13 protein-coding genes and 1 pseudogene are annotated in these 17,685 nt (G+C 61.6%); 6 read left to right on the top strand and 8 right to left on the bottom strand.

Annotated features, from left to right (window positions below):
* The first annotated feature begins 79 nt into the window (after positions 1-79).
* Positions 80-937 carry a hypothetical protein gene (locus NKL04_RS12495; RefSeq protein ID WP_023702285.1) on the top strand — a complete coding sequence of 286 codons (858 nt, stop codon included), beginning with the start codon at positions 80-82 and terminating at the stop codon, positions 935-937.
* A 29-nt stretch (positions 938-966) separates the two neighbouring features.
* Here NKL04_RS12495 and NKL04_RS12490 read toward each other — a convergent pair.
* Positions 967-2,653: pseudogene (locus NKL04_RS12490) on the bottom strand (hypothetical protein).
* Between the two features lie 209 nt (positions 2,654-2,862).
* Here NKL04_RS12490 and NKL04_RS12485 point away from each other — a divergent pair.
* Both NKL04_RS12485 and NKL04_RS12480 read left to right on the top strand, forming a co-directional pair.
* Entirely contained in the window at positions 2,863-3,747 is an 885-nt protein-coding gene (locus NKL04_RS12485) for a macro domain-containing protein (RefSeq protein ID WP_023702282.1), read from the top strand.
* A complete protein-coding gene (locus tag NKL04_RS12480) occupies positions 3,732-4,676 on the top strand; it encodes a DarT ssDNA thymidine ADP-ribosyltransferase family protein (RefSeq protein ID WP_084567151.1) in 945 nt (314 codons plus the stop codon). Before NKL04_RS12485 ends, NKL04_RS12480 begins: the two co-directional genes overlap by 16 nt.
* 45 nt (positions 4,677-4,721) lie before the next feature.
* On the opposite strand, the gene NKL04_RS12475 is transcribed toward NKL04_RS12480, so the two are convergent.
* The 5 genes from NKL04_RS12475 to NKL04_RS12455 form a co-directional block, all read right to left on the bottom strand.
* Complete coding sequence (locus NKL04_RS12475; RefSeq protein WP_023715258.1) at positions 4,722-6,362, bottom strand: ABC transporter substrate-binding protein; 1,641 nt, start codon at positions 6,360-6,362, stop codon at positions 4,722-4,724.
* 268 nt (positions 6,363-6,630) lie between these two features.
* Positions 6,631-7,689, bottom strand: a complete 1,059-nt coding sequence (locus NKL04_RS12470; RefSeq protein WP_023702279.1) for an alpha/beta hydrolase — start codon at positions 7,687-7,689, stop codon at positions 6,631-6,633.
* A 3-nt stretch (positions 7,690-7,692) separates the two neighbouring features.
* Positions 7,693-8,370, bottom strand: coding sequence for an isochorismatase family protein (locus tag NKL04_RS12465; protein ID WP_023698043.1), 678 nt, complete (start codon positions 8,368-8,370; stop codon positions 7,693-7,695).
* Positions 8,371-8,752: 382 nt separating this feature from the next.
* The gene (locus tag NKL04_RS12460; RefSeq protein WP_023702277.1) at positions 8,753-10,057 is read right to left on the bottom strand and encodes a M24 family metallopeptidase; all 1,305 of its coding nucleotides are present in this window, start codon (positions 10,055-10,057) and stop codon (positions 8,753-8,755) included.
* 323 nt (positions 10,058-10,380) lie between these two features.
* Complete coding sequence (locus NKL04_RS12455; protein ID WP_352519331.1) at positions 10,381-11,277, bottom strand: GlxA family transcriptional regulator; 897 nt, start codon at positions 11,275-11,277, stop codon at positions 10,381-10,383.
* 183 nt (positions 11,278-11,460) lie between these two features.
* Between NKL04_RS12455 and msrC the strand changes: the two genes are divergently transcribed.
* A complete protein-coding gene (gene msrC / locus NKL04_RS12450; RefSeq protein WP_023698045.1) occupies positions 11,461-11,958 on the top strand; it encodes a free L-methionine (R)-S-oxide reductase MsrC in 498 nt (165 codons plus the stop codon).
* Here msrC and NKL04_RS12445 read toward each other — a convergent pair.
* Both NKL04_RS12445 and NKL04_RS12440 read right to left on the bottom strand, forming a co-directional pair.
* Positions 11,955-12,989, bottom strand: coding sequence for a YeiH family protein (locus tag NKL04_RS12445; RefSeq protein WP_444848994.1), 1,035 nt, complete (start codon positions 12,987-12,989; stop codon positions 11,955-11,957). The genes msrC and NKL04_RS12445 overlap by 4 nt on opposite strands.
* Before the next feature lie 247 nt (positions 12,990-13,236).
* Positions 13,237-15,963 (bottom strand): autotransporter domain-containing protein, encoded by a 2,727-nt coding sequence (locus tag NKL04_RS12440; RefSeq protein ID WP_023831567.1) that lies wholly within the window; start codon positions 15,961-15,963, stop codon positions 13,237-13,239.
* 742 nt (positions 15,964-16,705) lie between these two features.
* On the opposite strand from NKL04_RS12440, the gene NKL04_RS12435 reads away from it, so the two are divergent.
* Entirely contained in the window at positions 16,706-17,167 is a 462-nt protein-coding gene (locus tag NKL04_RS12435) for a GNAT family N-acetyltransferase (protein WP_023700601.1), read from the top strand.
* A gap of 23 nt (positions 17,168-17,190) precedes the next feature.
* Positions 17,191-17,574, top strand: coding sequence for an ACT domain-containing protein (locus NKL04_RS12430; RefSeq protein ID WP_023700600.1), 384 nt, complete (start codon positions 17,191-17,193; stop codon positions 17,572-17,574).
* The last annotated feature ends 111 nt before the right edge of the window (positions 17,575-17,685 follow it).

The following is a 17,685-nucleotide window of genomic DNA, read 5'->3' as shown; positions in this document are numbered from 1 at the left end:
GCGGCGCCAACCGCAAGTATCAATATCGGTGATTTATACTTTCTGATTTCGGATATCCATTAGTCGGGGGGAATGTAACATGACGTCAATCGCGAGCGAGCGGCCGGAACGGTTCAGCATCGGCAGGGCTTTCAGCAATACGTTTTCGGTAATCGGACGCAGCTTCGTCCCACTTGCCGCCATCGTCGGCCTTTTTTCGACACTGCCTGCGCTGCTGTACAACATCTGGAGCTTTAGACAGATTGCTAAGATAGCAGTACCCGGGGCGAGCTTCGAGCAATCGGCGATGGCAGGCTATGGTGCCGTTTCGATGATTGCCGGCCTGGTGCTCCTGATCTTGGCCTTTCTGGCGCAGGCGGCGCTGGTGCGAGCGACAATCGAAGATTTGAACGGCAAGCGCCCGTCGATTGGCGATTGCATTCAAATAGCCCTGCGCAGCTTCCTCCCCACGCTCGGAATTGGTCTTGTGATCATCGTGGCAATATTTCTGGTGGCGATGATATTAACGATCATCACCATGGCCATCCCCATCGTCGGCGGCGTGATTGCACTTCTGTCGCTTATCCCCATAGCCATGTGGTTGATCAGCATATCGGTGGCCGTGCCCGTCGCGGTTCAGGAAAGGCCTGGCGTCTTCGCCTCGATTTCGCGAAGCAGGGCGCTGACGAAGGGAAGCCGCTGGCGGATATTCGCGCTGTTTCTCGTCCTCGGCATTGTTGCGATAGGGCTACAAGCGGTTTTCACCTTGCTGTTTCAGGCTGCAATTGTGAGCGGCGGTATCAGCACGACCGGACTCATTGCCGCCGCCATCGGAAGCAGCCTGCTGTCGACAATCGTTTCGGCGGTAATTTCGGTGGCGATCGCCGTCACCTACATCGAGCTGCGCCAGGTCAAGGAAGGCACCAGCGTCGACGAGCTGGCGGAGATTTTCTCCTGACGGCCATGCAGCGGTCGAGCCGCACGGATTCAGTGGCAGTAGCTATGCTCCGATTGCACGCTCGTCCGGCACAGGCATGACGACGTGATCGCCACATCAGCCTTGGCCAGTGCTACGTCGAGCTTCTCCTGCACCCCCGGCAGTTCCACGCTCTCGCCGCGCCGCTTCAGACATTCCACCAACCCGTGCAGCGACCAGACATTGTCGGGGTGCTGGGCGCAGCGCTGGACCTTGCCGCTCAGGCCGAGGTCGTCGCGATAGACCTGCTCGGCCTCGTCAGTGTGGCCCTGGTCGAGGACCAGTGCCGCCAGCGCATGGCGCGGCGGTGCATCCAGGCCCAGGGCTCGGTGTAGGACAGATTGTCGTCGAGTTCGACGGATTGGCGCAGATGGGCGTAAGAGTCGTCATGCTGCCCCTGGTGGTAGGCCAACTCGCCATCGAGCAAGGCGGCGCCGACGGCTAGCGAGGCCCGTGCCGGGTTGCTGAGGAAGCGCCGCTCGGGCGCAATGCTCTCGACATGCCTGCGGAAATTTTCGCGCTCACGCTCGGCTGCCGCGAATTGCTTGAGCGTCGCATGGGCGACGCCCTTGGCGTAGTGCTGCATGGCGGCGGCCAGCACATAAAGTGCCGGCTCGTCCACCATCGGCTCATCGATGATCTCCTGCCAGCGGCCGAAGCGCACCTGCACATGCGATTTTATCGCATGATAGCCCTCCACTGTTTGCGTCAGCTTTGGCCGGTCCTGGATGGCGACCACGTCGCGCGTGACCAGGCTGCGCACCTTGTCAGCCGCCCACAGTGCCGGCTGGTACTGGCCAAGGAACATGCAGGTGAACATCATCAGATGCAAATCGTGGCAGCAGCCGAGCAGATAGTAGGTCGTCTCACCGGCATAGGCGAGGTAGAGGTCGTTGGCGCGCACCGCCTTTTCGCTGGCCAGCTTTGCCTTCTCGTACTCGCCGCACAGCACATGGATATGGCCCGGCATATGGTTCATGTGGCCGGCATCGGGGCACATGGTGCCGAGCCGGTCCGCCGAGCGCATGCCGCGTTCCGGCTGCGTCGACATCTCGAGCAGATGGATATGCAGGTGCAGGATCGCCGGATGCGGCGCAGTGCCGGCTTCGTCCGACAGCCGGATCGATCGCTCGCAGACCTCCAGCGCCTCCAGCACATCTAGTTCGGCGCCGGCTTGCCGGTTTTCAAATCCCACAGCCGCCGCACGGTGCGCATCATCAGCGCCTCGACGGTGAGAGCCATCACGTCATGGTCGTCGGGAAAGTCACAATAGACCTACCGCATCGCGGCGGCAGCGTAAGCATTGTCCCATTGTTCGAATTCCGCCGGCGTCACGCCATGCGGCTGCTGGAAGCGTGCGGCCAGCGCCTCGATCAGCCGCTGCTCGACGGGGCTTGCGCCCGCAGAACCAGCCCGCGCAAGCTGGACATGATCAAAGCAGCGTCGCGCGGCGCGGTTAGCCTCGTCCTTGCCGTGCTCCTTCCAGGTGAGGTTGTAAAAAGGCTCGGCGGCATAGGCGATGCCCCAATACACGAAGGCGCAATCAGGATCGGTCTCCAGCGCCTTTTCGAAGCACTTTATGCCTTCCTCATGGTTGAAGCCGTAGCACCAGTTCAGCCCGATATCGAACCAGCGCTGTGTTTCAGCCGAAGAGGTGGAGATGGGGCGGCGGTAGGTGCCGAGGTCGAAATGATCCATGCGTACATTTCTCACACATTGAAGTGCCATGGGACTAGCTGATGCTGGATATCACCGACGAGTCGCCGATAGGTGCAACACGTCGAAGTGTGTATAACCTCAGGCGGAATGCCGAGCCGCCAACGACAGCGCTGCAGAATCGTGCTAGAAACCTTGCTTAATGTTCTCTATATGTTCTCATTCGTTCTGACCTTGGGGCATCTAAGCGAATGATCACTTTTCTTGAAAGCAGCGTATTTGAATCTCCCGCGCAGACGCTGGTGAACACCGTCAACACGGTGGGTGTCATGGGTAAGGGAATCGCCAGGGAGTTCAAAAGCAGGTACCCGCGAATGTTTCGGGAGTATCGCGATCTTTGCGAGGCGCGCGCCCTTCGGATTGGCAATCTCCATCTGTGGCGATCCGACACGCGGTGGGTGTTGAATTTTCCAACTAAAACCACTTGGAAACTGCCATCGAAGATAGAGTACATCGAGCACGGTCTGCAGAAGTTCGTCGCGGCTTATAAGGACTTAGGGATCACCTCGGTTTCTTTTCCGCCTCTGGGATGCGGCAACGGCAACTTGAATTGGGAAGACGTTCGTCCTTTGATGGAACGCTATCTGGCTCGAGTAAGTATCCCCGTTTACATCCACGACATACAGGTTCCTTCGGATTTTGTAGCAGAGCACAAAGAGCGAGTAAGAATCCCGGAAGATTTTGCGGAGTTCTCTGAGGATCTAAGGAAGCTTGCCAAAGGTCACGTGTTCGCAACTTCCAAAGAGTCTCAATTCACGGTGCAGATGCAAACAGACAACTCTCTTGTTGTGGAGCATCAGTCGGGGAAGAAAGAGCGAATTGATGGGGAGTTGCTCCAAGCCTCATGGGTCAGGCTGCGAGAGAGGATACTCTCAATAGATAGTTTCTCAGACGCAAAATCACAGCGCCTAAAGAGTTACCTTTTTCCGATCCTGTCCGAGCTTCCTTATATCTGTTCGGTGAAGTCTCGAACAGGTGCTTCAACCGCATCTCGGGCAGAAGCGCTTTTCTTAGATCGCGATCAATACACTCCCTACACTGTGGCGAAACCGACGCAAGGATGGCTATTTCAATAGCGAGGGCCGATCAGCATATCGCGACCTTGGGACCTCGCCTTGATCGTTTTGCATCAAGGACGGGTTGGGGTCGGTCTCTCTATCACGCATGCCAAATCGAAGTTGCCGCAGAAATCTTGCGGGGTGGCGAGATTATATGCCGCAATGGAGTGCCCGCTTTGCTATGTGACGTCGCCAATCAGGGTGCTTTGAACAACAATCCAGCCGCTCATAACTATGTACGGTTATATTTCAGGCCCAAGAACAGATTCCATTTAAAGACCGAAGGTATAAAGGCTCGGAGTGACCCCAATAGGGCGGATCCTCATATGTGCATTCCTGTGATGTTAGTGTTTGACCTAAAATCGGTGCTCACCCTAGCGTCTAGCCGTTTTGTTGCCGGAAACTTTGCTAATTCTAATCAGATACCGAGAGACGGAGACAATCAATTTGACCAACTCAAATTTGAACATATATATCATGACTCAGCAGTCTCTCAGGACGAAATGCAACACATTCACAATATGAGAATGTCTGAGGTTGTCGTCCCCCAAAGACTGAGTCTCGCAACCCTGAATTACGTTGTGTGCAGGACGATCCATGAAGAGCGCTATCTGAAGCGGCTGCTTGGACCGGGAGCATGGAATTACAATTTCGCGGTAGAGAAAGGCGGATCAGTCTTTTTTCGTCGTGGTATGTTTATCAGTGAATTGTATACCGAAAACGGGGAATTGCATTTCGAGTTCAGATCACCTGTTTCTGCATCGAAACCCCAGTATGAGGTCAAGGTGACCTGCGGCGATCAGCATTTCCGATATGAGATAGCTCCAAGCAGATGGCGCATTCCGGCCATCGTAAATCCGAACCCCAATGCCATCTGGAAGATCGAGATAGAAGGGTGCACAGCATACGAAGGAGTAGTTCCAGCTGCTGGGCCAGTCGTCGCCTAGCTCTAATTCTGTCTTATCTACCCCGACCGGGCGACACCAATTGAATCAGCCCTCCAGCCACACCTTCTCGAAGTGCTGCTCCAGCGACTGGTGCTGTTCGCAGCCTTGCACGCCCTTGCGATAGGTGCGGTAGACCGAGCGCCAGTAGGGCTGGATGATGATGCCGGCATCGCGCAGATTCTGTTCGATCTTGGCCATGATCTCCTTGCGCTGGGCGGCGTCCGGCGTTGCCAGCGCCTTGTCGAGAAGCGTGTCGAATTCCTTGTCGGCATAGGCGCTTTCGTTCCAGGCGGCGCCCGATTTGTACGCGAGCGCCAGCACCTGGACGCCGAGCGGGCGGCCCAGCCATTCGGTTGTGGAGAAGGGGTATTTGCTCCAGTCGTTCCAGAAGGTCGCCGCCGGCAACACGGTGCGTTTGATCTTCAGGCCAGCCTCGCGCATCTGCGCGGCGATCGCGTCGCCGGTGCTCTTTTGCCATTCGATGTCGACCGAGATCAGCTCGAATTCGTGGTCGGCCTTGCCGGCTTCAGTGAGCAGTTTCTTGGCCTGATCCATGTCGCGCTTGGCCGGGCCGATATCGGCAAATTCCGGATGCATCGGGCCGACATGGTGGTTGTCGGCCGGCTTGCCGCGCCCGCCGAGGCCGAGCGCTAGAACGGCGGAATTGTCGACGGCAAGCTGGGCGGCGCGGCGCACCTTGACGTCGTCATAGGGTGCGTTGCCGACATTGAAGCGGGCAACGATGGTCGAGCCGGTGGCGATCTCGGAATTTTGCAGGCCCATCTGCTCGGTCTGCGACACGGCGTCGGAGGCGGTCTCGTGGTCGGTGTCGATCTCGCCGGATTCAAACGCCGACAGCATGGCGTTGGGGTCGGAGCCGTAATCGACCCATTTGATGCCGTCGAGGTAGAAGTCGCCCTTCCACCAGGGCTTGTCCTTGCGCTTGACCTCAGCACTTGTCTCGGCATTCCAGCTGACCAGCTCGCAGGGTCCGGTGGTGATCGCCAGTGCCTTCATCGGATCGTCGCCGCCTTCATAGGAGCGGTGCATGATCAGCGCGGGGTAGTCGGCCATGCCGGCGATCAGCGAAATGTCGGGCTTCGGCAGATTGAGCTTTACGGTGAAGTCGTCGACCTTCTCGATGCCGCCGTCGACCGGCTTCTTGGTGTCGGCATTGACCAGCGCGCCCATGCGCGCGGCGACCGAATTGCCGGCAATGGAAGCATCGCACCAGCGGTTGAGATTGTGGATGACATCGTCGGCGTTGAAGGCGTCGCCATTCGACCAGGCGATGCCCTTGCGCACATGCAGCGTCAGCGTCCTGGCGTCGTCGCTGGTTTCCCAGCTTTCGAGCAGCCACGGCTCGAAGGTGAAGTCGCGGTTCCAGCGCACCAGATATTCGTTGCAGTGGCGCGCCACATTGGACATCTCGACACCGTCGAAGGTGCGCGGATCCTTGAAACCCTTGACGTTCATGGCGACGCGCAAGGTGCCGCCGCGCTTCGGCTCCTCTGCCCGGGCGGGCGACGCGCTGAGGCCGCCCAATGCCAGTGCTCCGGCCGCGCTGACGCCGAAGCCGGCCATGATGGCGAGATATTCGCGCCGGTTGACGCCGCCCTTTGTGAAATCTTGGGCGACGGGTTTGGCCTGCGGGTGCAAATTGCGGTCGGTCAGCATGAATTTCATCGTCGTTCCCTCTTTTGTTGGGCGCCCCGACGGTCCGCCTCCGCTGGGGCGGATGCGATCATCGGGCGCCGTTGCCTGAGCAGGTGATGATAAAGCGGGCCGACCCCGGGAAATGTTCTCTTTTCCGCAATTCTTGTGCGCCACTCCGCAGAGGTAGACGGCCAATCTCCCCCCTTGTGGGGGAGATGTCCGGCAGGACAGAGGGGGGCGCTGTCCCGCCATCCCGTCTGCCGACTGGAGTATCTTCACAGATAATCGTTGCGTTGATTTAGGATACTGAAGGGCCGCGATCCTTCGCGCCCCCCTCTGGCCTGCCGGCCATCTCCCCCACGAGGGGGGAGATCAGCGCTTCATCGTTCTTGCCGAGCACTGCGACGGCGGCGATGGCTGCAAGCGTGCACACGAACGCCTCGCCGGCGCGCGGAACATTTTTGCGGGCACGCAGAAAACTGTGCACGAGGCGGGGCTCCTCATACCACCAGGCGCGGCCGCCTGCGGCAACGATGCGGTCGCGATAGGTCTCGCCGTCCGATGACAGCGGATCGCATTGAGCGGTGATGATGACAGTCGGCGGCAAGCCGGAGAAGTCATTGTCGCTCAGCGGCGAAAAAGTCGGGTCGTCGGGCGACTGTGCCGGTGCGGAGCGAATGGTGCGGTAGAACGCGATGTCGCGCAGCGTCAGCAGCGGTGCCTCGGCATGTTCGACATAGGAGCCGGCGCTCTCGTCGCCGCCGAGGCCGGGATAGATCAGCACCTGGCCAACCGCGCGGCGCGGGTGGCGGCGCGACGCATGGGCGACCGCGGCGGCAAGGTTGCCGCCGGCGCTTTCGCCGACGAGCACGATCGGCAGGTCCGTTGTCACCGCCGCCCATTCGAACACGGTCAGCGCGTCGTCGAAGGCGGCCGGGTGGGGATGTTCCGGCGCCAACCGGTAGCCAACCGAGACAACGTCGAAGCCGGTGCCGGCGCAGATTTCGGCGCAGATGTCGTCATGGCTGTCGAGCCCGCCAAGCACAAAGCCGCCGCCATGATAGTAAAGGATGACGGCGCGCACGGGCTTGCCCGCCATCCGATAGTAGCGGATCGGGATGGCGTGCCCTGCATCGGCGGCGATGATGCCGTCGCTGGCCGAAACCCCCTTGGGATAACCCTGATGGAAGGCGCGGCACATCGCATCATAGACCGACCTTTGCTCGGCGATCGGCAGTTCGGCGATTTCGGGTGGGAACCAGTCATTGACCAGGTCGATATAACCCCACAGTGCCGGATCGAGCAGGGTGGCGTATTTCCCCCGCCTGGCCATCTTGAGCTTGTGGACTGTGCCCATCTCTCAGAGCTCGCCGTAGAGCCGTTCGGCGTTTTCAAAGGTGAAGCGCAGCGGCACCGAGCCCTCGACCCGCCATGCATCGACGGTGTCGCCCGCCATCAGCCGGCACGCGTCTATCGTGTTGGTGACGGCGCCGCCATAGAGCCGGTTGGCAAGGTTGAGGATGGCGGTCTGGTGCATGGCGGCACTGCCGCTGCCGCATGCATCCTTGACCAGAAGCACACGAAAGCCGGATGCCACCGCGTCCTTCACGGTGGCGTCGATGCAGGCCTCGGTCCAGACGCCGGCGACGATCAGCCATTCGATGCCGCGCGCCTTGAGTTCGGTTGCGGCAGGCCCGGCGCCGAAGGCGCTGGCCTGCGTCTTGACCAGCATCGTCTCGCCGGCCGCGGGCGCCACTTCCGGGCAGATTTCCGTCAGAGGATCGCTCTTGTCAGAAAAGGCGGACTTGCCGTCGGCGTCGAGCGGATGGAACCGACGCGCCTTGGCGGTATCGACGACATAGGCCCAGTGATAGAGCGGCACGAAGTTGCGCCGCGCCGCCGCCTGCAGGCGCTGGACATTGGCAAGCACCTCGCCAAAACCTTCGACCAGATAGCGCTTGTCCTGCCGATGCTCTTCCTGGAGGTCGATGAACGCCGCGGCGACCGTGCCGCGTTTGATCGAGATGCGGCTTTTCATGCGGATAGGCCTTGGTTCGCGACCAACGCCGCCGCTCTTCTCGCAAGGGCAGCGCAAGCGATGGAGATTGGTCGTCGTCCTCCGAACTTCGTCATCCCAGGGCGAAGCAGCCGCGCAGCGGCGTCGCGGAGACCCTGGGATCCATTCCGTGACGTCGACCGTGCAGTGCAACTGTGCAGGATCTGCACCGTTGCGGCGCTCTGGAGTCCATGCCGTGACATTGGCCAAGGAATGCAGCGGAGCAGAACTTGCACCGTTGCGGCGCGGATGAGTCCCGGCATGGATCCTAGGGTCTGCGCCGCGTCGCTGCGCTCCTTGCTTCGCCCTAGGATGACGACGGGATTGGCGTTCGCGCTGGTTGCCAAGGGATGCGAAACGACCATCAAACCTGCTTCTCCAGAAACTCATCCTCGTAGGGAAAGCGCGACAGAAGTTCGGTGCCGGTGTCGGTGATCAGGATCTCGTCCTCCAGCTTGACGCCCTCGCGGCCGCCTTTCTCGCCGATATAGCTTTCCACGCTCACCACCATGCCGGGCACGACAACACCGTCGCGGCCGTAGGTTTCATAGTCCATGGCGTGCGCTATGAACGGCGTCTCGCCATGCATGCCGACGCCGTGCATCACCGAGGTATAGCGCTGGTCGACGAAACGGTCCGGGATTTTCCACGCCTTTTCGGCGATTTCGCGAAACGCCATGCCCGGCCTGACGATCGAAATGTTGTGCTGAACCTGGTCGTGCGCCATGCGGTAAAGCGATTTCTGATAGTCGGTCGGCTTGCCCGGCCCGCAGCGGAAGGTGCGCGAAAAATCGGAATAATAGCCATAGCAGCCGATCGTGTCGGTATCGAGCGCCAGAAGCTCGCCCGGCCGGATTTTGCGGCCGCTGGCCTCGTTGAACCACGGATTGGTGCGCTGGCCCGAGGTGAGCAACCGCGTCTCGATGAACTCGCCGCCCTGGCGGATCACCTCGCCATACATGATGGCGAACAGCTCGTTTTCGGAGACGCCGGGCTTGATCGCCTCGCGCACGGCATAAACAGCGGCTTCCGCGCCAGCCATCGATACCTGCAGGCATTTGACTTCCTCGGGTGTTTTCACCGCGCGCACCGCCAGGATTTCGCCCTGACAATCCCTGACGTCGCAGCCGCGCTTTTCCAGCGCCAGCGCCTGCAAATGGCTGCAGCGGTCGAGCCCGAGCTTCATCGAGCCGCCGCCATGTTTCTTCAAAAGCTCGGCGATCTCGTCGGCGAAGGGGCCGGCGGTTTCGTCGTCGCGGCCCGACACCGAAGACCATACCAGCTTGGACGGGCGCGCCTCGTCGATCGTGTCGAGCACCATCGAGACATGGTAGCTCTGCGGGTATTCGAACAGCACGATCGGCCCGTCGGTCGGGATGAAGAAATACCGCGTCGAGTTGCGCAGGAAATAGCCGAACATGTTGCGCGAGCCGGTGGCATAGCGCTGGTTGTAGGGGTCGAACAAAACGACGCCCCCATAGCCCGCCTCGCGCATCCAGCCGCGCAGTTTCGCCAGCCGACCCTTGCGCAGCGCGTCGGCATCGATGAAGGACGGCTCGGTGTCCGACAGCCACATGCCACCGCCCGAGTCAGCCGCGACCGGGTGGCGCATGCGGTCCTTGAAATCCACATCCTCGGTGCTGTCCGGGTCGAAAACGACGATGCTCATGGGTGCGCCTCCTGAAGGGCTAGACCATAGCCATGCGCCGAAAAATGTCTGTGCGAGAATCCGCAGATGTCGTGCGAAATGCCGCAAGAAGGGCATGGATACAAAGGGCAATGTTGCGATCCTTCGCGCCCCCTCTGTCCTGCCGGACATCTCCCCCACAAGGAGGGAGATTAGCAGCTTTCGCGTCCCGCTCGCCCTGCAACGTTGGTGATTGGCGAAAGCCGAGGCGACATCTGATCTCCCCCCGTGTGGGGGAGATGTCCGGCAGGACAGAGGGGGGCGCTGTCCCGCCAGCATCTCACCGCGTTAGCGCGCAGCGCCCTCTAATGCCGCCGCATCGCCTTCGGCGCGTGCCCATGCTCCTCGCGAAACGCTCGGGCAAAACTTGACATGGACGCGAAGCCGCAGGCCAGCGCCACGTCTCGCACCATCAGCGTCGAATGGGCCAACAGGTCGGCGGCGCGCCGTAGCCTGAGGCGCCGGTAATAGCCGTTGGGCGAAATGCTGAGCTCGGTGCGGAAATTGCGCTCCAGCTTGTCGGAGGAGACACCGAGCCTTGCCGCCAGCTCCGTCATGCCAAGCCGCTCTTCCACCGCATCCTCCATGATGGCGATGGCCGACAGCACCAGTTCGTTCTGGACGCCGGTGCGCAGCCTGAGCGGCATCAGCTTGCGGTCGACGCTCGAACGCAAGGGGCTGTGCACGAACCATTCGGCAACGCCCGCCGCGAGCTCGCCGCCATAATCGTTGGTGATGATCTCCAGCATCATGTCGAGGCTGCCGACGCCACCGGCCGAGGTGAAGCGTTTGCGGTCGATGACATAGAGATCGCGCCGAAGCTCGATATCCGGGAAGGCCTCCGTGAAGGCCGCCTGGCTGGTCCAGTGCAAGGTGCAAGCATGGCCGTCGAGCAAGCCGGCCCTGGCGAGGAAGAAGGCGGCGTCGGCCACCGCGCCGATATGGGCGCCGGCGCGCAGGCTCCTGCGGATCCAGGCAACCGCATCGTCCGCGACAAGCAAGTCCGCATTGCCGCCGGAGCAGACGACGATGCGGTCGACCTTCGGTGCGCTCGAGGCTGAGAATCCCGGTTGTATGACAACCCCATTGGACGCCTCGACCGTGCCCTGGTCGGCGCCGACGATCACCCAGCGGTAACAATCGCGCTTGGCCAGCACATTGGCGGCGCGCAGCGGCTCGATCACCGAACTGAACGCCATCATCGGAAAGCCGGGAAAGACCAGCACAGCGAAGGTGAGGGGACCTTCGCTCGCTGCGGGTTGCGCCCGGTCGTGTGTTTGGCTGGCACGGTCGGTATTCACAATTGTGTATTTCCTGGGAGCGTCATTGGTGGCAGACAGGAAATGTAACGGGCTTTTTGGCCCGCCGGCAATGGAGACGACGCCATGTTTGCGGCCCAGACCATCGACAGCACCGACAAGCCGGCCTTCTACCGCGAACTGGCCACCCAGTTGAAGGCGCTGCTGGAAGGCGAGAGCGACTCCGTCGCCAACGCCGCCAACACATCGGCGCTGATCTTTCAGATGGTGCCCGATCTCAACTGGGCCGGCTTCTATTTCCTGGCCTCCGACGAGGAGCTGGTGCTCGGACCGTTCCAGGGCAAGCCGGCCTGCGTGCGCATCGCCGTCGGCAAGGGCGTGTGCGGCACCGCCATCGATCTCGAAATGTCGATGCTGGTCAAGGATGTGCATGAATTTGCCGGCCACATCGCTTGCGACGCCGACTCGCGCTCGGAACTCGTCGTGCTGCTGAGGGACAATGACGGCGTCTTCGGCCTGATCGACCTCGACAGCCCGGCGCCCGGCCGCTTCGACAAGGACGACCAGGCGGGCATCGAGGCGCTTGCCGCGATCTATGTCGCGGCGAGTTCGTTCGAGGATTAAGCGAACTTCACCAGCATCAGGCTGAAGCAGCCGATGAACAGGAAGGCGCAGGAGGCGAGCGCCAGCGGGCGAAGGCCGCGCGAGCGCAGCTGCGAAATGTTGGCCTGCAGACCCATGGCGGCGAGCCCCATGGTCAGCATGATGGTGGTGGCGAACGCCATGGCCGACTTCACTTCGGCCGGCACGGCAACCAGGCTGTTCAGCGCCACGACGGCGATGAAAGCGGCGACGAACCACGGCATCGGCGGCCGCGCACCGGATTGGTCGCTTGGGCGATCGCCATTGCTCTTGCGGCGCGCCATCAGGCCGAGCGCGATGACCATCGGCGCCAGCAGGGCGACGCGGGTCAGCTTGGCGACGGTGGCGATCTCGCCGGACTGGGCGCCGTTCTGGAAGCCGGCGCCGATGACCTGTGCCACCTCGTGGATCGAGGCGCCGGCCCACAGGCCGAATGCGTGCTGGTCGAGGCCGAGCACCGGCGCCAGCAGCGGAAAGCCGAGCATGGCGACGGTGCCGAACAGCGTGATCGAGGCGACGGCATAAGTGACGTCCTCGTCGCGCGCATCGGTGACGATGTTGGTGGCAACGATCGCCGAAGCGCCGCAGATCGAGGTGCCGGCGGCAATCAGCTGCGCCAGCTTGGCGTCGACGCCGATCAGCCGGCCAAGCGTAATGGTGAAGACGAAGGTCGCTCCAAGGGTCAGCGCCACGATGCCGACGCCGCCGGCGCCGATGGAGACAACCTGGCCGAGCGTCAGCTGAAAGCCGAGCAGCACGATGGCAAAGCGCAGCAGGCGCTTCTGCGAGAATGCAATGCCGGCCTTGGCGTGGGCGGGCGTGCCGAGCACGTTGGAATAGATCATGCCGGCGACGACGGCGAGGATCATCGGGCTGAACAGCGCGAAGCCGGAGACATTATGGGCCGAGAAGGCCACCCCCGTGATCATCGCCACCAGCACGATCCCGGGGATGACGCCATTCCACACGGAACCGAGCCGCTTCCGGCCCACGGCCAGATCGGCGGAAATCATGCTGATCGGAATATCGTTCGCTAGCTGGGCGGCGGAAGACAATGCAATTCTCCACGCAAGTACCTCAGGAGAATGTCATTCCAGAATCGATCTTTCCAACGAATTGTTTTTGTTGAAATGATCGATTTTTGTGAACGTTTAGGGCGGCCGAGGTCAGAATGAGAAAGAGCGGCCGGGCGAAACCTGGAGCCGCCCTAGATCATGATGAATTCCCTCACGATCTAACCCCACTTTTTGGGATCATGCCCTAGTATTTCATCCCAATTCGCGCGGCGATCGTATGGTCCTGGCTGTCGCCGTTGCTGCCGACCGCGGTGCTGTAGTTCAGCCCGAAGGCAATACCGCCGATTTGCGCATCGACGCCGAGCCCGATTGACAAATAGTCGTTGGAAAAGGCATCTGCGTCCAGCGCGTAGGGCGTGGTGCCGATATCGGCATAGCCGAGGCTGACGCGGCTGGAGCCGGCAAAGTCGTGCGTATACTCAAAGCGCGCGCGCGGTGTGAGCAGACCCCAGCTGGTAGGAATGTTGTTCTCGATGCGCAGGCCAAGGGTGCCCGACAGCGTGTCGACGGTCTGCTTGCCGAAGGTCAGATTATAGATGTCGCCACCCGTCTCGGTGAAGCCGTCAAGCGTGGAGTGGGACCCCGACAGACGTCCATAGGGTGATATCAGAGAGTCCGGCCGGCGAAATTCGTAGCCCGCCGTCAGCGACCCGAAGACCTGGCTTCCGTCGCGCGTTCCAGACGCGAAATCGCCGGTATCGGTCACATAGCGCTCACTGTCGAAATTGAGGGCGCCATAGCCGGCAAGGCCATCGACAAAAAAACTTGGCGCCGGGCGGTAGCTGCTATAGGCGGCGACCGAGATGGCATGGGCGCGGCTTTCGGTGCCGTTGCTCCCGACGTCGGTGACGTCATGGCCATAGCCAAACCCGAGACCGGCGGTGAAGGTCGGGGAAAAGCGGTAGTCGGCACCGACGCTCACGCCGACCAGCGTATGGTCGAGCTTGATGGCTCCATCGTCATCGGTGCCGAAATTGACGTAGCCGCCGCTCCAGAAGGCCAGTTCGCCAAATGGGTTCTCGGCCGGCAGTGACGACGTCTGGGTGTCCACGTCCGTGCCAGTTGAAGACTGTCCGGTCTTGATCGGCGACGCGCCGGTCGAAGTCCTGTCCTGCTTTGCGTTGGCGTTGGGCTGAATGCGCTCCGGATTGGGCGCTCCGTAAGTGGACTGCGACGATGCCGTGGCGATTGCGGCGAGCGCCGGATCGTTCGCCGCATTCTGCTGCTGAGCGTATGCGTCGGGATTGTCCGACGATTGCTGGACGGCAACGCTGAGGCCTATCGAACTGTGGCGCTGGTCGCCCTCATTGTGGAGCTGTTCCAGCCTCTGTCCAAATCCCTGGATCTGAATGTCGGCGAAGTGCTTTGCCGCCTCCACCTGTGCCCGAATCAGGCCGATCACTTCCGGATCGCGGGAGGGGTCGGGCCGTGCCGTGACGTTGATGGTCACGGTTGCCGGAGGTGACGTTCCGTCGGCATTCGAGAGCGTGTAGGTCAGGCTGGTTGTGCCGACAAAGGTGGCTGCCGCGGCAAACTGCAGGATATAAGCGCCGCCATCGGGCACAATGGAAGCCGTGCCCGCTTCGCTCGGCGGCGGCGAGGCAATCGTGGCGCTGGTAAACGGCCCATTCGTAGCCCCTTGCGTCAGGTCGAGGGACCCGGTCGTTCCGGCCATCACGTCCAGCGTGTGGTCCTGTGCCGACGGCAAGTGGATCTCGACGACCACAGTGTAGTCACGTTGGCCGGTAAAGCCGTTGCTGTCCGTGGCCCGCACCGTAAAATCGTAATTGGCCGCGACAGTGGGTGTGCCAGCCAGCGTACCTCCAGGCGAGAGCGCGAGGCCGGGAGGCACTGAGCCGGAAATCACGGTGAAGGTATAGGGTGCGGCGCCGCCATTGGGGCTGCTTGCCGTGATGGTCTGGCTGTACGGCGTGCCAATATGCGCATTCGGCAATGTTGCCGGCGACAGCTCCACCGTGACCGTGGTGCAGGACAGGACAAGATTGGTCACGTCGGCTCCCGCCACCGTGCCCGAGGCCGTCGTGACCGTGCATGTCTGGTCGGCCGGCTTGGCAGTAACCTCAACGCTCCAGTTGGAGCCGGTCAGCAGGCCATCCGCAAAGGCAAAGGTGATATCGCCGACATTCACGTCCCTGGTTTGCGTCCCTGCCGGCGAGCTTGATGTCAATTTCAAACTCACCGTCCCGGTCTGACCGCTCGCTGTGCCACTGATCACATAGAGCGGCTCATCAAAACAGATCAATGCGGACCCATCGCCGGAATTGACGCCATCCGCCACCGCAGCCGATTGCAGCGAGCCGGCATCCGATGATCCGCCGCCGCCGCCGCCGCCGGCGCCGTTCCAGTTCTGCTGGCACGAGGTCGTGCCGACGCCTGCGCCGCCACCACCGCCGCCGACAGTAGCCCCGCCACCGCCGCCACCAGCATATCCGGCGCCCAGGAAAGACCCTGAGAAATTTCGTGCAGTTCCGCCTTGGCCATTTGTCTGACCGGCCGTGCCAGGAAAACTATCGCACCCAGCGCCGATCGCGCCACCGGCACCTACAGTGCCACCTTCACCGCCAAAGGGGCCAAGGCCGCCCGAAACATCGGTTCCTGCCGAGCCGGATCCCCCGCTCTTGCCACCGGCGCCACCAGCTATCGAATTTGTAGTGTGCCAGCCCCCGTTGCCACCGCCGCCACCGCCGCCAGCAATTGCCAGGCGGGTTCCGCCCAGCCGCAGGTCGGTCGCCCCGCCACCATTGCCGCCGTCGGGAGTACCGCTCGCGCCACCGGGATTGACCGCGAGCGAGCCACGGCCGCCAACGCCGACAGAAAGGATGTCACCCGGCGCGACAGTCAAGGAACCGCTCACCTGGCCGCCGAGCCCGCCGGCGCCGCCTGGGCTCAATGGGCTGCCCCCGATGGTGCCGGCGCCGCTCTTGCCAACCCCGCCTTGCGCTCCCTTGAGGTATACTGTGGCGGAATGGGTGTTGCCAGGAACCGAGATGGACTGGTCGCCGCCAGTAAAGCTAAAAGCATGAGCTGTCTGTGTGGGACTACAAGACTGCCCGAGCGCTGACGTCGTGCCCGCGAGCGCGTAGACGACCGTCATCGCGCCTAACAAACGTGAGATTGTACGCTTTGCCAGCCCTCGATGCATGGCGCCCCCCCCGTCAGCCCGTCCAGTGCTTCTCCGCTTATATTATGATGCCAAGATTAGATCAAATAGAAATTTGAACCAATGGTAGGTTGAATGTCCAACAATATTAGCTGTTGCTGTTTTTTTGTACGCGTACGAGAGCCCTACTCGACGGCGCAGCAGTTTAGGCGAGCAACCACCGCGCAAGGTGAAGACTGGCGTTGCCTGGCAGTACACTTATGGCCTTGCCGGCGCCGCCCGCTCTAGCCGCGCGGGTCAACTCGGAGGCTGGGCCAACGCCAAAATCTTGACAGCGCCGCGCTTCCTGCTCCAGCGTGGCGTCATGTTCGTTTTCTCGTTCGCCATCGCCAAGCGACGCCGTTCCTGCACCACGCAGCGCGGCAAGCTGTTTGCGCGACGAAAAGGACCGGCCCAATAAAATTCCGGTTCGTTCGTTCCAGCCCCGCCCGCGACGTCTGCCGGCGGGGTTTTCATGTCTGGAGCCTTTGCCATGTCCAATTCTTCCATCCTGTTTCGGCCGGCCCAACCGGCGGACGCTGCTGCCATCAAGGACATTGTGCGTGCCGCCTATGCCAAATGGGTGCCTCTGATCGGCCGCGAGCCGCTGCCGATGCGCGCCGACTATGACAAGGCGGTCGCCGAACATCCGTTCGATCTCGCCATCGAAAATGGCCGCATCGTCGGCATGATCGAGACCATGCCGGCCGACGATCATCTCTGGATCGAGAATGTCTGCGTCGCACCAGAGGCGCAGGGCAGGGGAATCGGCCGGCTGCTGCTGGAACGGGCGGAGCAGAAGGCGCTGGAGGCCGGTTGCTTCGAGCTGCGCCTGCTGACCAATGGCGCCTTCATGGCCAATGTGTTGTTGTACAAACGGCATGGCTATACGATCGACCGGGAGGAGCCGTTCATGAACGGCATCACGGTCTATATGAGCAAGAAACTGGGGTAATGGCCGATAACAGGGAGGATCGATTGGCAGTCAGGGTCCGGTTGAAGCCGCTCTCGGGGCGGTATGCCGTTTCGCGCCTCGAAGCAAAAGACAGCATTCCCGGCTGGGCGGACGGGCCGGGCTTCGTCAGCATTACCAGGACCGACGACGAGCTTTCGGTTGTCTGCCTGCAGGATCGGGTGCCGGACGGGGTGAAGCATGACAGGGACTGGGTCGCCCTGAAACTCCAAGGTCCCTTTGCCTTCGACGAAACAGGCATCGTCCTGTCGGTGATAAAACCATTGTCGGAAAACGAACTCGGCATTTTTCTGGTATCCACCTTCGATGGTGACCATCTGCTCGTCAAAGCCAAGGATGAAGCCGCGGCAAGGGGGCTTCTGGTCGCGGCGGGGCACACGCTTCTGTAGCCGTAGGCTCAATCGCCCGCCCTTGCGTTTGACATCGCTCTTGCCCCATCGCTATTCCTGAACCGATACGACGATCCGGCGATCGCCCCCCATCAATTCAGAAATCCCCCG

The sequence above is a fragment of the Mesorhizobium sp. C264A genome (assembly GCF_040324515.1).
GTDB lineage: Bacteria > Pseudomonadota > Alphaproteobacteria > Rhizobiales > Rhizobiaceae > Mesorhizobium.
Note: the sequence above shows the minus strand (reverse complement) of the source record. Positions and strands in the feature narration are given on the sequence as shown.